General features: G+C 71.8%; 18 protein-coding genes and 1 tRNA gene. 15 read left to right on the top strand and 4 right to left on the bottom strand.

What is annotated here, in order from left to right; all coding sequences use genetic code 11:
* Window positions 1–4: 4 nt before the first annotated feature.
* From ACTVZO_RS22700 to ACTVZO_RS22690, 3 genes are all read left to right on the top strand, one after another.
* Window positions 5–832: an FAD binding domain-containing protein gene (locus tag ACTVZO_RS22700; protein ID WP_443300143.1), complete on the top strand. Its 828-nt coding sequence runs from the start codon at window positions 5–7 to the stop codon at window positions 830–832.
* Window positions 829–3,609 (top strand): molybdopterin-dependent oxidoreductase, encoded by a 2,781-nt coding sequence (locus ACTVZO_RS22695; protein WP_443300142.1) that lies wholly within the window; start codon window positions 829–831, stop codon window positions 3,607–3,609. Before ACTVZO_RS22700 ends, ACTVZO_RS22695 begins: the two co-directional genes overlap by 4 nt.
* Window positions 3,610–3,688: 79 nt before the next feature.
* Window positions 3,689–4,135 (top strand): molybdopterin-dependent oxidoreductase, encoded by a 447-nt coding sequence (locus ACTVZO_RS22690; protein ID WP_384216847.1) that lies wholly within the window; start codon window positions 3,689–3,691, stop codon window positions 4,133–4,135.
* A 14-nt stretch (window positions 4,136–4,149) separates the two neighbouring features.
* On the opposite strand, the gene ACTVZO_RS22685 is transcribed toward ACTVZO_RS22690, so the two are convergent.
* Complete coding sequence (locus ACTVZO_RS22685; protein ID WP_443300141.1) at window positions 4,150–4,962, bottom strand: VOC family protein; 813 nt, start codon at window positions 4,960–4,962, stop codon at window positions 4,150–4,152.
* A 116-nt stretch (window positions 4,963–5,078) separates the two neighbouring features.
* On the opposite strand from ACTVZO_RS22685, the gene ACTVZO_RS22680 reads away from it, so the two are divergent.
* Both ACTVZO_RS22680 and ACTVZO_RS22675 read left to right on the top strand, forming a co-directional pair.
* Window positions 5,079–5,675, top strand: a complete 597-nt coding sequence (locus ACTVZO_RS22680) for an HhH-GPD-type base excision DNA repair protein (protein ID WP_443300140.1) — start codon at window positions 5,079–5,081, stop codon at window positions 5,673–5,675.
* Between the two features lie 105 nt (window positions 5,676–5,780).
* Window positions 5,781–6,254 carry a cupin domain-containing protein gene (locus tag ACTVZO_RS22675; protein WP_443300139.1) on the top strand — a complete coding sequence of 158 codons (474 nt, stop codon included), beginning with the start codon at window positions 5,781–5,783 and terminating at the stop codon, window positions 6,252–6,254.
* On the opposite strand, the gene opcA is transcribed toward ACTVZO_RS22675, so the two are convergent.
* Window positions 6,203–7,135 carry a glucose-6-phosphate dehydrogenase assembly protein OpcA gene (gene opcA, locus ACTVZO_RS22670; protein WP_443300138.1) on the bottom strand — a complete coding sequence of 311 codons (933 nt, stop codon included), beginning with the start codon at window positions 7,133–7,135 and terminating at the stop codon, window positions 6,203–6,205. The two genes, ACTVZO_RS22675 and opcA, sit on opposite strands and share 52 nt — an antisense overlap.
* Window positions 7,136–7,233: 98 nt before the next feature.
* Window positions 7,234–8,844 (bottom strand): helicase HerA-like domain-containing protein, encoded by a 1,611-nt coding sequence (locus ACTVZO_RS22665; RefSeq protein WP_443300137.1) that lies wholly within the window; start codon window positions 8,842–8,844, stop codon window positions 7,234–7,236.
* Between the two features lie 88 nt (window positions 8,845–8,932).
* Between ACTVZO_RS22665 and ACTVZO_RS22660 the strand changes: the two genes are divergently transcribed.
* Together ACTVZO_RS22660 and ACTVZO_RS22655 are read left to right on the top strand one after the other, a co-directional pair.
* Complete coding sequence (locus ACTVZO_RS22660) at window positions 8,933–9,229, top strand: type II toxin-antitoxin system VapB family antitoxin (RefSeq protein WP_017240525.1); 297 nt, start codon at window positions 8,933–8,935, stop codon at window positions 9,227–9,229.
* Window positions 9,230–9,457: 228 nt separating this feature from the next.
* Entirely contained in the window at window positions 9,458–10,102 is a 645-nt protein-coding gene (locus tag ACTVZO_RS22655) for a LytR C-terminal domain-containing protein (RefSeq protein ID WP_443303243.1), read from the top strand.
* A 93-nt stretch (window positions 10,103–10,195) separates the two neighbouring features.
* Here the strand turns inward: ACTVZO_RS22655 and upp are convergent, their stop codons facing one another.
* Window positions 10,196–10,831 (bottom strand): uracil phosphoribosyltransferase, encoded by a 636-nt coding sequence (gene upp / locus ACTVZO_RS22650; RefSeq protein WP_069921170.1) that lies wholly within the window; start codon window positions 10,829–10,831, stop codon window positions 10,196–10,198.
* Between the two features lie 139 nt (window positions 10,832–10,970).
* On the opposite strand from upp, the gene ACTVZO_RS22645 reads away from it, so the two are divergent.
* The 8 genes from ACTVZO_RS22645 (at window position 10,971) to ACTVZO_RS22610 (ending at window position 15,881) form a co-directional block, all read left to right on the top strand.
* Entirely contained in the window at window positions 10,971–11,924 is a 954-nt protein-coding gene (locus tag ACTVZO_RS22645; protein ID WP_443300136.1) for a universal stress protein, read from the top strand.
* A 93-nt stretch (window positions 11,925–12,017) separates the two neighbouring features.
* The gene (locus ACTVZO_RS22640; protein WP_443300135.1) at window positions 12,018–12,197 is read left to right on the top strand and encodes a hypothetical protein; all 180 of its coding nucleotides are present in this window, start codon (window positions 12,018–12,020) and stop codon (window positions 12,195–12,197) included.
* A 285-nt stretch (window positions 12,198–12,482) separates the two neighbouring features.
* Window positions 12,483–13,031, top strand: coding sequence for a tRNA adenosine deaminase-associated protein (locus tag ACTVZO_RS22635; RefSeq protein WP_384216864.1), 549 nt, complete (start codon window positions 12,483–12,485; stop codon window positions 13,029–13,031).
* A 113-nt stretch (window positions 13,032–13,144) separates the two neighbouring features.
* Window positions 13,145–13,573 carry a tRNA adenosine(34) deaminase TadA gene (gene tadA, locus ACTVZO_RS22630; RefSeq protein ID WP_443303242.1) on the top strand — a complete coding sequence of 143 codons (429 nt, stop codon included), beginning with the start codon at window positions 13,145–13,147 and terminating at the stop codon, window positions 13,571–13,573.
* A 57-nt stretch (window positions 13,574–13,630) separates the two neighbouring features.
* Window positions 13,631–13,715 (top strand) — tRNA-Ser (locus tag ACTVZO_RS22625).
* Window positions 13,716–13,882: 167 nt separating this feature from the next.
* Window positions 13,883–14,173 (top strand): hypothetical protein, encoded by a 291-nt coding sequence (locus ACTVZO_RS22620; RefSeq protein ID WP_443300134.1) that lies wholly within the window; start codon window positions 13,883–13,885, stop codon window positions 14,171–14,173.
* Window positions 14,174–14,573: 400 nt separating this feature from the next.
* Window positions 14,574–14,735 carry a hypothetical protein gene (locus ACTVZO_RS22615; protein WP_215014193.1) on the top strand — a complete coding sequence of 54 codons (162 nt, stop codon included), beginning with the start codon at window positions 14,574–14,576 and terminating at the stop codon, window positions 14,733–14,735.
* A 231-nt stretch (window positions 14,736–14,966) separates the two neighbouring features.
* Window positions 14,967–15,881, top strand: coding sequence for an RNA polymerase sigma factor SigF (locus ACTVZO_RS22610; protein WP_443300133.1), 915 nt, complete (start codon window positions 14,967–14,969; stop codon window positions 15,879–15,881).
* Window positions 15,882–16,086: the final 205 nt, after the last annotated feature.

Raw genomic sequence — 16,086 nt, 5'->3', positions numbered from 1 at the left:
CAAAATGGACCTCAACACGGTGTTCGACGTGCGGGACGCGCGCCGCCGCGAACCCTGGCGGCCCGGCGATGCCTGGCTCGGCGGCGGCACGTACCTCTTCTCCGAGCCTCAGCCGCACATCCGCCGCCTCGTCGACCTCTCCCGGATGGGCTGGCCGCCGCTGTCCTGGCAGCCCGACGGCTCCCTCGACATCGCCGCGACCTGCACCATCACCGAGCTGTCCCGGTTCGGCCGGCGCCTCGCGGCGACCTGCGCCCCGCTCTTCGAGCAGTGCTGCCGGGCCTTCCTGGCCAGCTTCAAGATCTGGAACATGGCCACGGTCGGCGGCAACCTCTGCAACGGCCTTCCCGCCGGGCCGATGATCTCCCTCACCTCCGGTCTCGACGGCACGGTCCTGCTCCAGGGGCAGGACGGCGCCACCCGCCGCCTGCCCGTCACCGACTTCGTCCGCGGGGCCGGGGTCAAGGACCTGCGCGACGGGGAGCTGCTGCGCTCGGTGCGGCTGCCCGCCCGCGCGCTGGACTGCCGTACGGCCTTCCGGCAGGCCTCGCTCTACGGGCTCGGGCGCTCCGGCGTCCTGGTGACCGGCGCGTCCGACCCCGCGGACGGCTCCTTCGCGCTCACGGTCACCGCCGCCACCACCCGCCCGTTCCGCTTCTGGTTCGCGCTGCCGCCCACGGCCGCCGCTCTGCGGACGGTGATCGACGACACCGTCCGGCCCGCCGAGTGGTTCGACGACATCCACGGGCTGCCCGCCTGGCGGCGGCACATGGCCCTGCGCCTGGCCGAGGAGATCCGCGCCGAACTCGCGCTGGAGGGCGTTTCCCGGTGAGCTACGAGATCGAGATCAACAAGCAGCGGTTCGACACCGCGGCGCGGGCCGGCCAGTGCCTGCGCACGTACCTGCGCGACCGCGGCTGGTTCGGCGTGAAGAAGGGCTGCGACCAGGGCGACTGCGGAGCCTGCACGGTCCACGTCGACGGCCGCCCGGTGCACAGCTGCCTCTACCCGGCCGTGCGCGCCGAGGGCCGCTCCGTCACCACCGTCGAGGGGCTGTGCCCGCCCGGCGGTGAACTCCACCCCGCCCAGCAGCAGTTCCTGGACGCGCAGGGATTCCAGTGCGGGTTCTGCACGGCCGGGTTCCTGATGACCACCGCCGCCCTCCAGGCCGAGCGGGGCACCGAACACGACGACGGCAAGCTCGACGACCTCCCGCGCGCCTTCAAGGGCAACATCTGCCGCTGTACGGGCTACCGCGCCATCGAGGACGCCGTGCACGGCGTCAAGCACACCGAGGCCCCGGAAGCCGGCCAGGCCGTCGGCAAGTCGCTCGGCGCCCCCGCCGGACCCCAGGTGGTCACCGGAACCGCCCGCTACACCTTCGACGTCGAGGTGCCCGGGCTGCTCCACATGAAGCTGCTGCGCTCCCCGCACCCGCACGCCCGCATCATCGGCATCGACACCCGGGACGCCCTCCGGGTCCCGGGCGTGCACGCCGTCCTCACCCACCACGACGCCCCCGACCGGCTGTACTCCTCCGCCCGCCACGAGCACCCCACCGAAGACCCAATGGACACCCGGGTCCTGGACGACGTGGTCCGCTTCGTCGGGCAGCGCGTGGCGGCCGTCGTCGCCGACAGCGAGCAGGCCGCCGAGGAGGGCTGCCGCCGCGTGGTGGTCACGTACGAGGAACTCCCGTACGTCATCGACCCCGAGGAGGCGATGCTCCCGGGCGCGCCCGTCCTGCACCCCAAGGGCCCCGAGTCGGGGATCTTCCGCGCCGAGAACAACGTGTGCGGCGAAGTGCACGGCACGATCGGCGACATGGAGCAGGGCTACGCGCAGGCGGACGTCGTCCACGAGGAGACGTTCCGGACCCAGCGCGTGCAGCACGCCAGCCTGGAGACCCACGGCAGCGTCGCGTACTTCGAACCCAAGGAGGACGGCGACGGCGAGCGCATCACCGTCCGCTCCTCCACCCAGGCGCCGTTCCTGACCCGGCGGGCGCTGTGCGCGCTCTACGACCTGAACGAGGACGAGGTCCGCGTCGTGGCGGGCCGCGTGGGCGGCGGGTTCGGCGGCAAGCAGGAGATGCTGACCGAGGACATCGTGGTCCTCGCCGCCCTGAAACTGCGGCGCCCGGTGAAACTCGAGTTCACCCGGGCCGAGCAGTTCCACGGGGCCACCACCCGCCACCCGTTCAAGATCACCATAAAGATCGGCGCCAAGGCCGACGGCACCCTCACCGCGCTGCGCATCCGCGTGCTCTCCAACACCGGCGCCTACGGCAACCACGGCCCGGCGGTCATGTTCCACAGCGTCGGCGAGTCCTTCGCCGTCTACCAGGCGCCGAACAAGGAGGTCGAGGCGTACTCGGTCTACACCAACTGCGTGCCGGCCGGCGCCTTCCGCGGCTACGGCCTCGGCCAGGTCCTCTTCGCCCTCGAATCCGTGATGGACGAGCTCGCCGTCAGGCTCGGCATGGACCCGCTCGCGCTGCGCGAGAAGAACGTCATCGGCGCCGGCGACCCCATGGTGAGCCCGATCGGCCACGAGGAGGACCTGTTCATCGCCTCGTACGGGATGAAGCAGTGCATGGACGTCGTCCGCCGGGCCATCGCCGAGGACCGCAGCCACGAGGACGTCCCCGAGGGCTGGCTCACCGGGACGGGCACGGCCGTCGCCATGATCGCGACCGGTCCGCCGGGCGGCCACTTCGCCGACGCCCGGGTCAGCCTGCTGCGCGACGGCACGTACGACATCGCGGTCGGCACGGCGGAGTTCGGCAACGGCACCACCACGGTCCACAGACAGATCAGCGCGGGCGCGCTGAACACCACGGTCGACCGGATCGCGGTCCGCCAGTCGGACACCGACGTCGTCCGCCACGACACCGGCGCCTTCGGCTCGGCCGGCACGGTGGTGGCGGGCAAGGCGGTGATGCTGGCGGCCGATTCGCTCGCCGAGCGGCTGCGGACCTTCGCCGCCCGGCACACGGGGGTCGCCCGGCACCTGTGCACGCTCGGGGCGGAGGCCTTCGACTGCGCGGGCCGGACCGTCACCCTGAAGGAGCTGTACGAGGCCGCGTACGACAAGGGCAGGCTGGAGGAGCTCGCGGCGGACGGGCACTGGGGCGGCTCTCCCCGCTCGGTGGCCTTCAACGCCCAGTGGTTCCGGCTGGCGGTCGACCCGGGCACGGGCGAGATGCGGATCCTGCGGTCCGTCCACGCGGCGGACGCGGGCAAGGTCATGAACCCGATGCAGTGCCGGGGCCAGGTCGAGGGCGGTGTCGCGCAGGCACTGGGCGCGACCCTCTTCGAGACGGTACGGGTGGACGAGCGCGGGGAGGTGACCACGGCGGCCTTCCGGCGCTACCGGCTTCCGCAGTACGCCGATGTCCCGCGCACCGAGGTGCACTTCATGGAGACGCGGGACGCGATCGGGCCGCTGGGCGCGAAGTCGATGAGCGAGAGCCCCTTCAACCCGGTGGCCCCGGCCTTCGCCAACGCACTGCGCGACGCCACGGGGGTCCGCTTCACGGAACTGCCGCTGACCCGGGACACCGTGTGGCAGCAGATGCAGTCGGTGCCAGGTAGAAACGACCAATAATCACGCACTTGCAGCTCATAATATGCTCTCAACCTTGCAGATGAGGTTCCGGATCGCCGAGCCCGGGCATCACCTACCCATGGCCAAACTGATGCTGCACGGAGACCTGGACCACCCGGCGACCCTGAGCGTCGCGGACCTGCGGGAATGGGCACAGCACCGGGCTGCGGTCACGTTCGACTGCGCGACGAACGGCCCGCAGCACCACGTGTTCGAGGGCCCGTTGCTCCGTGACGTGATCGCGGACGCGGGCCCCGCGTTCGACGCCCGGCGGCGCAAGGACAGGAGCCGCTTCCTGATCGCGATCAGCGGCGGGGACGGCCACCACTCCGTCCTGTCCTGGGCCGAGCTCGACGCCGACTTCGGGGACAGCCCCGTCCTGCTGGCCACCCGGCTCGACGGGGAGGACCTCGACGAGGCGGGCAGCCAGCTGGTCGTGCCCTCGGACCGCTGCGGGGCGCGCTACGTCAGCGCGGTCACCCACGTGTGGTTCGGCGCGCTGACGGCGCCGGGGGCCGGGATGTGACGTCGTGCGGCGGCTCAGCCGAAGTCGGGCATCTCCCCGACCGTCGTCGACATGTCGATCACCGCGAAGGCCGCGCCCTGCTGGTCCGTCAGCGCCGCGAAACGGCCGAACGGGCTGTCCATCGGGCCGAAGTGCAGCTGCCCGCCGTGCTTCTTCGCCTTCTCGATCGCCTCGTCGCAGTTCGGGACGCCGAAGTACACCTGGATGTAGGAGGGGACCTCGGGCGGGAACTCGTCGCCCATCTTCATCCGGCCCAGCACCGGATTCTCCGGACCGCCGACGCTGTAGACCTTGAAGTCCATGCCGGCCGCTTCCGGGTCGTCGCCCGCGTCCATCTCCTGGGTGCTGTACGGGAACACCGCCGGAAGGAAGGCGTCCGGCTTGTCGGGCTCCCGGGTGAAGACCTCCGCCCAGGCGTACGCGCCCGCCTCGCCCGTCTTCTCGAACCCCTTGTGGTCACCCGGCTGCCAGACGCCGAAGACCGCCCCGCTCGGCTCCTTCGCGATCAGCATCGAGCCGAAGCTGCCCACCTGCATCGGGCCCATCAGCACCTCGCCGCCGTTCGAGGTGACCTTCTCCGCCGTGGCCGCCGCGTCGGGCGAGTGGAGGTACAGGCACCACTGCGACGGAGCGTCGGCCCCGGGCATCGGGGGGACCACGGCGGCGACGGCCTTCCCGTCGGAATAGGCCTGCGTGTAGTTGCCGTACTCGCTGCTGGCCTCGCCGAAGGTCCAGCCCAGCACGTCGGCGTAGAAGGTCTTGGCGGCCTCCACGTCGGCGAACATCGCGTCCACCCAGCACGGCGCGCCTTCGGTGAACTCACCCATGATCGATCGACTCCTCGGATTCGGACTCGGACGTACGCGTAGCTGTCGTCGTATCCACGCTAGGCGCGCGGTGTGCCGACCGCGCGGGGAACGCGCCCGCGCGCGAGGCTGGAGCCATGGACAAGGACATCACCATCCGGCTGGCACAGCAGCCGGAGGCCGACGCTCTGCTCTCCCGGAGCCCGCTCGCCGCGCTCGTCGGGATGCTGCTGGACCAGCAGGTGCCGATGGAGTGGGCCTTCTCCGGGCCCTGGACGATCGCCCGGCGGCTCGGCTCCGACGACCTGGACGCGCACGCCATCGCCGCGTACGACCCGGAGGCGTTCGCCGCCCTGCTCTCGGACAAGCCGGCCGTGCACCGCTACCCCGGGTCGATGGCGAAGCGGATCCAGCAGCTGTGCGCGTACCTGGTGGAGCACTACGACGGGGACGCCGAGGCCGTCTGGAACGGCGTCGGGACGGGGGAGGAACTGCTGGCGCGGCTCAAGGCACTGCCCGGCTTCGGCGAACAGAAGGCCCAGATCTTCCTCGCCCTGCTGGGCAAGCGGCTCGGCGTGCGCCCGAAGGGCTGGCGGGAGGCGGCGGGCGGCTACGGACCGGCGAACGTCTACCGCTCGGCGGCCGACATCACCGGCCCCGCCTCACTGGCCAAGGTCCGGGCGCACAAACAGGAGATGAAGGCCGCGGCCAAGGCGGCGAAGAGTTCGGGCTGAGGGGCGGGGCGCCGGCGACGGCATCGGCGAGGGCCGAATTGACCGGCCGGATCCGGGCCCGATTGACCCCTGAAGCCGGTCGATCCGGACCGTAGATTGATGGACATGACAGAGATCGCGACCCGCGCCGCCACCGCCGAAGCCATCCACGACGCCCCCGGCAGCCTCATCACCCTGCTCACGGACACCGCCGAACTCACCTGCAACACGGCCACCTTCGACGAGGGCGCGGCCGGCGCCCCGGTGCACTTCCACACCAAGGCCACCGAGTTCTTCCACGTCACCGCCGGCCGGCTCGACATCCTGGTCGGCGACGAGGTCCAAACCCTCGACGCCGGCGACTTCCTCGCCGTCCCGCCCGGCGTCAAGCACGCCTTCGCCCCCGCCGCCGGCCACACCGCGAGCGTGTTCGTCGGCTTCACCCCCGGCATGGGCCGCTTCGACTACTACCGCCTGCTCGGCCGGGTCAACGCGGGCGAGGCCACCGTCCAGGACATCAAGGACAGCTCCGCCACGTACGACAACCACTACGCGGAGAGCGCCGCCTGGAGCGGCCGCCGCCGCAGCGCGGAACCGTAGGTCACGTCCGCGTCGAGGCGGCGCAGTTCCTCCGCGATCAGTTCGGCGCCGCTGCGGATCTTCAGGGCCACGCTGCGGTCGGGGCTCCCCGGCAGGACCAGCGTGGCCAGGGCGCCCGCGGGCCGGTCCACCCGGATCTCGCCGCCCGTGGTGCGCAGGGTGACCCGGGTGATCACCGGGCCCTCGCTCGGCACCCGGTCCACCGGCACCCCGAGCCGGTCCTCCAGCCAGCGCGCCAGCAGCTCGGCGCTCGCGTTGTCGGGCTCGCTCGCCACCGCCGCGCCGGTCACCGGCAGCGGCTTCTGGTCCAGGGCGGCCGCCAGCAGGGCCCGCCACGGGGTCAGCCGGGTCCAGGCCAGGTCGGTGTCGCCGGGCTGGTAGGCGGCGGCCCGCTCGTCCAGTACGCCGACCGGGTCGAAGGCCGCGGCCGCGTCCGTGATCCGGCGCTGCGCGAGCGCGCCCAGGGAGTCCCGCGCCACGTCGGCGGGGGCGTCGGCCGGCCACCACGCCACGACCGGCGCGTCCGGCACCAGCAGCGGCAGGACGACCGAGCCGGCCTGCCCGGTCAGCTCCCCGTGCAGGCGCAGCACCAGGGTCTCCCCGGTGCCCGCGTCCGTACCGACCCGCAGCTCGGCGTCGAGCCGGGTCGCGCGGAGCTTGTGCGAGCCCCGCGAGGTCCGCTTGATCACCGTGATGACGCGGCAGGGGTGCTCGCGCGAGGCCTCGGAGGCGGCGCGCAGCGCGTCGTAGGCGTTCTCCTCGTCGGTGACGACGACGAGGGTGAGCACCAGCCCCGTGGTGGGGCTGCCTATCTCCCGGCGGGCTGCGAGCAGCGCCCGGTTGATCTTGCTGGACGTGGTGTCGGTCAGTTCGGTCCGCATGCCACGAGTCTGTCAGCGACCGGCCGGTTCCCGTCACCCGGTGCGCTCGATTCCGCCTGGATCGGGGGACCGGGGCCGGGAGCGGACGGGACCGCCGCTCAGCGCCGCTTGCGTGCCGTGCCGAAGATCGAACGCGAGATCTCCCGGCCCAGCTGCGTCCCGATCGACCGGGCCAGCGACCGGAACAGCCCGCTCCCCACCACCTGCTCGGCCAGTGAGGGATCGGGCTTCGGGGCACTGCGCGCGGCCCGCGCCGCCTCCTTCTCGGCCTCCTTGGCCTGCTTCTCCGCCTCGGCCTCCGCCGCTGCCGCCTCTGCCTGCGCCTCCGCTGCGGCCTGCTCGGCGCTGATCTTCTCGTACGCCGACTCGCGGTCCACGGGCTCCGCGTAGCGCGACCAGAGCAGCGAGGACTTCACCGCCCGGTCCAGGGCCGCCGGGTCGACCGGCCCCATCAGCGACTGCGGGGCGCGCAGCCGGGTCGCCGCGACCGGGGTCGGGGCGCCGTTCTCGCTGAGCACGGTGATCACCGCCTCGCCGGTCCCCAGCTGCGTGAGCAGCTCCTCCAGGTCGTAGTCGGAGTGGGGGAAGGTCTTCACCGTCGCCTTCAGCGCCTTCGCGTCGTCGGGGGTGAAGGCGCGCAGTGCGTGCTGCACGCGGTTGCCGAGCTGGGCGAGCACGTCCCCCGGCACGTCCTTGGGGGTCTGCGTCACGAAGAACACGCCCACGCCCTTGGAGCGGATGAGGCGCACGGTCTGGGTGATGGAGTCGAGGAAGGCCTTCGAGGCGCCGTTGAAGAGCAGGTGCGCCTCGTCGAAGAAGAAGACGAGCTTGGGCTGCTCCAGGTCGCCGACCTCCGGCAGGTCGTTGAAGAGGTCAGCGAGCAGCCACATCAGGAAGGTGGAGAAGAGCTGCGGCTTGTCCTGGACCGCGGGGAGTTCCAGTACGGAGACCACGCCCCGGCCGTCCGCGGCCGTCCGCAGGAACTCACTGGTGTCGAACTCGGGCTCGCCGAAGAACTCCGCCGCCCCCTGCTGCTCGAAGGCGGTCAGTGCCCGCAGGATCACCCCGGCCGTCACCGTGGACAGCCCCCCGATGCCCTTGAGCTCCGGTTTCCCCTTGTCGGACACGAGGAAGGCGACGACCGCGCGCAGGTCCTTGAGGTCGATCAGCTCCAGGCCCTTGGCATCGGCGTAGTGGAAGATCAGGCCGAGGGACTGCTCCTGCGTCTGGTTGAGCTGGAGCACCTTCGACATCAGGACCGGGCCGAAGCTGGTGACGGTGGAGCGGACCGGGATCCCGGGGCCGATGCCGCCCAGCGAGTAGAACTCGCTCGGGTATCCGGTGGCCTCCCACTGCTGGGCCACGTCCTTCGCCCGCTGCCCGACCTTCTCGTTCGGCGCGCCCGGCGCCGAGATCCCCGAGACGTCGCCCTTGACGTCCGCGAGGAAGACCGGCACCCCGTTGGCCGACAGCTGCTCGGCGATCAGCTGGAGGGTCTTGGTCTTGCCGGTGCCCGTCGCGCCCGCGACCAGCCCGTGCCGGTTGAGCATCGGCAGGGGGATGCGGATCTGGTGGTCCGGCAGGCAGCCGCCGTCCCAGAGCAGGGCCCCCAGGTCGAGCGCGGGTCCGGTGAAGGCGTATCCGGCAGCGATCTTGTCGGCTGGGCCCGTCTGGTCCGCCACGGCGGCGGGGTCGGTGCTCTCGCTCATGCATCACTCCCGAATTGGCGCTCTTCGTCACTTTTGCACCAACGCGGCGAGGCTGCGCACGCAGGGCCGGGCCCGGTAGGCTTTCCGTGTGATCTTCAAGCGCATCGGTAACGGAAAGCCGTACCCCGACCACGGCCGGGAAAGCACCCGGCAGTGGGCGGATGTCGCGCCGCGCCCGGTCCGGCTCGACCAGCTGGTGACGACCAAGGGACAGCTCGACCTCGAAACGCTGCTCGCCGAGGACTCGACCTTCTACGGCGACCTCTTCGCGCACGTCGTGAAGTGGCGGGGCGACCTCTACCTGGAGGACGGACTGCACCGCGCCGTGCGCGCCGCCCTGCAGCAGCGCCAGGTGCTGCACGCCCGCGTCCTCGAGATGGACTGAGCCCGCGGCCCGGGCCCGCCCCGCGGGCCCGGCGGCCAAGGCCCGGCGGGCCCCCGCCCGGCCCCTACCCGCCCGCGCCCACCCGCCGACGGACACGGGTAGGGATTTCCGGCGCTTCGCGTGGATTGCGCCTTTCGGGTCACCATTGACCTATCAGCAGATCATTTAGTAGGCATCGCCACCGAGCGGCACTACGCTGCGCCCATGAGCATGCTCACTCCCCCCGGCATGGGCGGAAAGTACCGCGTCACGGGAGCCGCTTACCCCCGCATGAGCCGTAAGCGGAGCCCCCGTCGGATCATCTTCGCCGTCCTCGGCTCGGTCCTCGCCCTGGCCCTGCTCGGCTACGGGGCCTTGCAGCTCATCGACGTGTTCCAGGGCGACAGCCCGAAGCGGAACACGGCCGCGGGCGCCAAGGACTGTCCGACGAAGGCGGCCGACACCGCGGCCAAGGGCGGCCCCGAAGCCGCGGCGGCCGCCTCCCAGAAACCGGCGGTCGTCCTGCCGAAGCCCGCCGACATCACCGTCAACGTCTACAACGCGACCCCGCGCGCGGGCCTCGCCAAGGCCGTCGGCGACGAGCTGCGCAAACGCGGCTTCAACGTCGGCAACGTCGGCAACGCCCCCGCCGACTTCGACAAGAAGGTCCCCGGCACCGGGATACTGCTGGGCTCCCCCGCCACCGACAAGGCCGCCTTCAGCGTGCTGGGCACCCAGCTCGCCGGCACCACCCAGCAGACCGACACCCGCGAGACCGCGGACATCGACCTGATCCTGGGCGATGCCTTCAAGGAGCTGAGCACGAAGGAGGACGCGGACAAGGCGCTGGCCGTCCTGGCCAACCCCGTGCCCGCGCCCGCCGCGAAGTGCTGACGCCCTGACGACGCCCCGGAGCCCCGGTCCGGGGCTCCGGCGGCCGGGGCGCTCCGGCCGTCCGGGCCGTCCCGCCGTCCGGAGCCGGTGGTGCTATTCGGCCGAGCCGTACATGCGGTCGCCCGCGTCGCCCAGGCCCGGAACGATGTAGCCGTGCTCGTTGAGCCGCTCGTCCACCGCGGCCGTCACCACGGTCACCGGCGTGCCCGCCAGCTCGCGCTCCATGATCTCGACACCCTCGGGCGCGGCCAGCAGTACCACGGCCGTGACGTCGTCGGCGCCGCGCTTGATCAGTTCCCGGATCGCCGCGACGAGCGTGCCGCCGGTGGCCAGCATCGGGTCGACGACGTAGACCTGGCGCCCCGAGAGGTCCTCCGGCATGCGCGTCGCGTACGTGGAGGCCTCCAGGGTCTCCTCGTTGCGCACCATGCCCAGGAAGCCCACCTCGGCGGTCGGCAGGAGCCGCACCATGCCGTCGAGCATGCCGAGACCGGCCCGCAGGATCGGCACGACCAGCGGGCGCGGGTGCGAGAGCTTCACACCGGTGGTCGGGGCGACCGGGGTCTCGATGTCGGCCTGCTCGGTGCGCACGTCACGCGTGGCCTCGTACGCGAGCAGGGTCACCAGCTCGTCGGCGAGCCGGCGGAAGGTGGGGGAGTCGGTGCGCTTGTCGCGCAGGGTGGTGAGTTTGTGCGCCACCAAGGGGTGATCGACGACCTGCAAACGCACAACATCCTCCAAAACTCGGCCTGCGACCTGCAAAAACGGCCGCGAGACGCGACCTGCACCCAAAAGGCTACGCGCTGAGCGGGCCCCCGCGCGTCCGTCTGCGGATGCGACCCGCGCGCGGGCCCTCCAGGCTGGACTGATGAGCCACGCACCGGTGATCGCCGCCGTCGACGGATCCGAGCACAGCCTGCGCGCCCTGGAGTGGGCCGGGGCCGCGGCGCTGCGGCACGGTACGGGGCTGCTCGTCGCCCATGTACTGCCCGACCACGCCCAGTTGTACGCGGGCCGCCGGGCCGCGCTGCACGACTCCTCGCAGCCGGAGGAGTTCGCCGACCCGGTCGGCGAGCGGATCCGGGCCCTGCTGGGCGGCGGCCCCGGCCTGCCGGAAGGCGTCCGGTACGAGTCCCTGGAGGGCTCCGTCCCCGAGGCCCTGCGCGTGATCGGCGCGGAGGCCCTGATGCTCGTGATGGGCTCCCGCGGGCGCGGCGGCTTCGCCAGCCTGCTGCTCGGCTCGAACAGCCGCGCCGTCGCCACCACCGCGCCCTGCCCGGTCGTGGTGATCCCCCACGCGGACCGGAAGGCGGCCGACGCCTCGGCGGAGGAGTCCGCCGGCAAGGTGGTGCTCGGACTGCACGCGGCGGAGACCCCGGACGACGTACTGGACTTCGCGTTCACCGAGGCGTCCGTGCGGGGGACCACCGTCCAGGTGGTGTCCGCGTACGCGATACCGCCCGCGCCGACCATGATGATCGACGCCCCCTTCGTCGTGATCCCGCCGGAGGGACTGGCGGACGACGGGGACGCCGTACCGGCCGAGCGCGAGATGCTGCGCTCCCAGACGGAGCGGCTGGCACCCTTCCGCGACCGCTACCCCGGCGTCCCGGTCGAGCAGGCCGCCGTGCCCGGGGACGCGGCGGGACGGCTGGTCATCGCCTCGCGGTCGGCGGAGCTGGTGGTGGTGGGCCGCCACCACCCGCGGCGCAAGGCCATGTCTCTGCTCATCGGCTCGGTGGCGAACGCCGTGCTCCAGCACGCGCACGGCCCCGTGGCCGTCGTCCCGACCCTTCCCGACGAGGCGGCCGACGCCGCCTGACCGTTCTGACCTGCGGTGGGGTGGCATCAAACGGCCCGTCCGGGGGAAGGTGGGTGCCAGGGGGAACGACCGACCAGCCCGGGGTGGTGGCCGATGCCCGACTCTCAGCCGAGCGACGAAGTGCCCGAGACCGCGGCGCAGCGCCGAGCACGCCGCGCGCAGTTCCTGCGCGACCTCATGGAGGCGCGGGCGCTGCGCGACCGCGTCCAGCCCCGGCGTGCCCGCGCCGCCCGCATGCGCCAGCAGATGCGCATGCGCACGTTCCGCTGGTGACCCTGGGTCCGACACGGCCGGGGCGCGCCCGGCGCGCGCGAGCGCCGCTGCGGAGCCCGGCCGGGGCCCCGGACCCGTACGGCACCGCCGCCCCGCGCCCTCCGTACGGGCCGCGCACCGCACGGCACGGGACGACGCAAGCGCGGAAGACCTCTCGCAATGCCGCCGTTTCTGCCACGATGCCGATTGGGCGGGGCAGTACGGCGAGAACCACGGCCGTTCGGCCCCAACCTCCGGCCGGGGGGACCTCCAACCGGCACGCCTAAGACCAGTGGGAGAGTCACGGTGTATTTCGCCGCACTGCTCGCGCGCACCGAAGACGGGTGGGAAGCGAGCGACATGGAACTCGACGACGTCGAGTCCCTCAGTGATCTGATCGATCTCGCCCGGTCCGCCGCTGTCGACGACGACACGGTGGTCGCCCTCATCGAGCAGGAGGACGCCTGGTTCGGCGTCGTCCGCGTGGACGGCGAGGAGGACCCGCGGTACTTCGTATCGAACGCCTCCGCGGCCGCCCGCAGCTCCTACGGCTCGATGCTGACCAAAGAGCTGCTGGGCAGCGACGAGGAGGACGACGAACTCGACGAGCTGGACCTGGACGGCACCGAGGACGGCGAGGAGGAACCCCTCACCGCCTTCACCGACGAGACCGACGACGAGGACGAGCCGGGAGGCACCGGCGCGGAGCCGGTACCGGCCGGTCCGCTCGGCGACCCCCAGTTGCTGGACGACCTCGGCGTGACCCACAAACAACTGATGACCCTGGACGGGGACGCCCTCTCGGAGATCGCCGAGTCCCTCGGGGCCACCGAGGTCCTGGAGGCCGTCCGCTAGTGCTCCCTCCGCACCACCCGCACGAAGGGCACGACGCGCCCGACCGGCACGACGCGCACCTCGCGCACGACGCGCACGGCCCCGATCCCGTACGGGACCCGTGGCGGGACCCCATGCGCCTGGCGCTCCGGGAGGCCGCCCGGGCGGTGCCGGCCGGCGACGTGCCGGTCGGCGCCGTCGTGCTCGGCCCCGACGGCGCGGTCATCGCCGCCGGGCACAACGAGCGCGAGGCGACCGGCGACCCCACGGCGCACGCCGAGGTACTGGCGCTGCGCCGGGCCGCTGCCGCCCTCGGGGAATGGCGGCTTCCGGGGTGCACCCTCGTGGTGACCCTGGAGCCGTGCGTGATGTGCGCGGGCGCGCTCGTGCAGTCCCGCGTCGCCCGCGTCGTCTTCGGCGCGGACGACGAGAAGGCGGGCGCGGCCGGCTCGCTGTGGGACCTCGTGCGGGACCGGCGGCTCAACCACCGGCCCGAAGTGATCCGCGGCGTCCTCGCCGAGGAGTGCGCACGGCAGCTGACCGACTTCTTCCGCTGCCTGTGACCGGCACGGCGGATTCCGATTTCGGTGAACGAGGATCCTTAGGCTAGGATCCATCTCGGTAGTGTGTCCGAGTGGCCGAAGGAGCTCGCCTCGAAAGCGAGTATGGGGCAACCCATCGGGGGTTCAAATCCCTCCACTACCGCTCCGATCGAGAGCCCCGACCCGCAAGGGTCGGGGCTCTCGGCGTTCCGCCCGGACGGCAGCGGGGGGGGCGCCGCAACCCGCCCGCGCGTCCGCCCGCGCGTCCGCCCGCGCGTCCCTCCGGATGACGTCCGCGTGACCGCCCGCCCCCTCGGCCGTTGTCACGGCATGACCAAGACCCAGCGCATGCTCGCCGCCATCGCCCTCGCGGGGGCCGCCGCGGGACTCGCCGCACCCGCCGCCTCCGCCGCGCCCGTGGCCCCCCTGACCCTCCCGGACCTCCCGTCGGCCGCCCCGGGCATGCCCACGGGCGCCCAGCCCACCTCCGTCCAGGAGATCGGCGGGAAGATCAGCGAGGGCGCGAACCAGCTCAACCGGCTGGCGGAGCTCCCGAACGACCTGGCACCGGTCATCGCCCCCGTACAGCCCCTGACGGACCTCGCCGGCGCCATCCAGTAGCGGGGAAGCGGAGACGGCGGGAACGCGGAGCGGGCGGGAGAACCGGAAAACACGAAGAAGGCCCCGACCGGAGTCGGGACCTTCCACGTATGGGACGGGGGAAGTGGCATCGGGGGGACAAGCCACTTCCCCCGATGAGGACGGAACCTGCCAGTCCGGGCCGCAGTCAGGGGGGAAGCTTGCGGCTCGGACCCCGCAGTGAGGTCCTGTCCCTCACCCACCGATTTCCTGCCAGAACCGGTGGGCTCACATCAATCCTGCGCCCCCCGCAACCGCGGGCACACCGGCAAAGGGCCCGGAGTGCCGGGTCATTGGTCCTTAAAGGCCGGGTGAGTGTCCAAACGCGACCGGTTAGACTCACCCGACTTCGCAGGACCGGTTGGGGAGGCCGTCAGCGCACATGGACACCAAGAAGCTCATCACGGGTGCCCTCACCGTCTTCGTCCTCTTCGTGATCATCACCCAGCCCAAGCGCGCGGCCGAGATGGTCGGAATAGGCTTCCAGGGCATATCGGATGCAGCCTCCGGTATCGGCGAGTTCATGACCGAACTGGTGCGCTGAGCCCGTACGCTGAAGCGGCTTCCGGATTTCCCGGCCCCCCACTCCGACGGGTGGGGGGCTTTTTGCATACCCACCACTGGGCGTAATGCCCTAATATGCCCAACTTGCCCTCAACACGGTGATATACGGTGCTTGCACACAGTGCACATCTCTTGTGATGCTATGACCGCTTTTGACGGATGAGTTGACCGAAGGGGTGGCGTGACCGTGCCGGCCAGTACAGCGCCTCAGGTGCCACCCCAGCAGGACCCGCAGCAGGACTCCCCGGCACCGCCCCGGCAGGAGTCGCGCCAGGGGCTCCGCCCGGAGCCACGCCAGGATCCGTCCCCGGAGGAGCCCCCGGCCGCGCCAGGACCCCCTCCCGCGCCCCCCAGGCCGCCGAGCCGGGGCGCGGACACCCGGGCCCTGACCCAGGTCCTCTTCGGGCAGCTGAAGGGGCTCCAGCCGGGCACCAGCGAGCACAACCGGGTGCGCGGGGCCCTCATCGAGGCCAACCTCCCGCTCGTCCGCTACGCGGCCGCCCGCTTCCGCAGCCGCAACGAGCCGATGGAGGACGTGGTCCAGGTCGGCACCATCGGGCTGATCAACGCCATCGACCGGTTCGACCCGGACCGCGGCGTGCAGTTCCCGACCTTCGCGATGCCGACCGTCGTGGGCGAGATCAAGCGCTACTTCCGCGACAACGTGCGCACCGTCCACGTGCCCCGCCGCCTCCACGAGCTGTGGGTGCAGGTCAACGCCGCCACCGAGGACCTCACCACCCTCCACGGCCGCACCCCGACCACCGCCGAGATCGCCGAGCGGCTGCGCATCACCGAGGACGAGGTCCTCTCCTGCATCGAGGCCGGCCGGAGTTATCACGCAACCTCGCTCGAGGCCGCGCAGGAAGGCGACGGAATGCCCGGCCTCCTCGACCGCCTCGGTTACGAGGATCCGGAGCTGGCCGGGGTCGAACACCGCGACCTCGTGCGCCACCTGCTCGTACAGCTGCCCGAGCGAGAACAAAGGATCCTGCTCCTGCGGTACTACAACAATCTGACGCAATCCCAGATCAGCGCGGAGCTCGGCGTCTCCCAGATGCACGTCTCACGGCTCCTCGCCCGCAGTTTCGCCCGACTGAGATCCGCAAACAGGATCGAGGCGTAACCGTAACGAGTGGAGATCATTCACTTGATTCCCGACAGAACGGGCTGATCGCCCTCTGACCTCGTCTGTCGCTGGAGATATATGTCGACTTGGCGCTACAGCGTGTTGCCGACATGTGACATTCTGCTTGAACCGCGTTTGCCGCAGCCCCGCCTCCGGTATTCAGGTGGAGGCTGCGTTCCTCCGACGGGCGCGCCGAACGCGA

The sequence above is a fragment of the Streptomyces sp. IBSNAI002 genome (assembly GCF_052244475.1).
In the GTDB taxonomy this organism is placed as follows: Bacteria; Actinomycetota; Actinomycetes; order Streptomycetales; family Streptomycetaceae; genus Streptomyces.
Note: the sequence above shows the minus strand (reverse complement) of the source record. Positions and strands in the feature narration are given on the sequence as shown.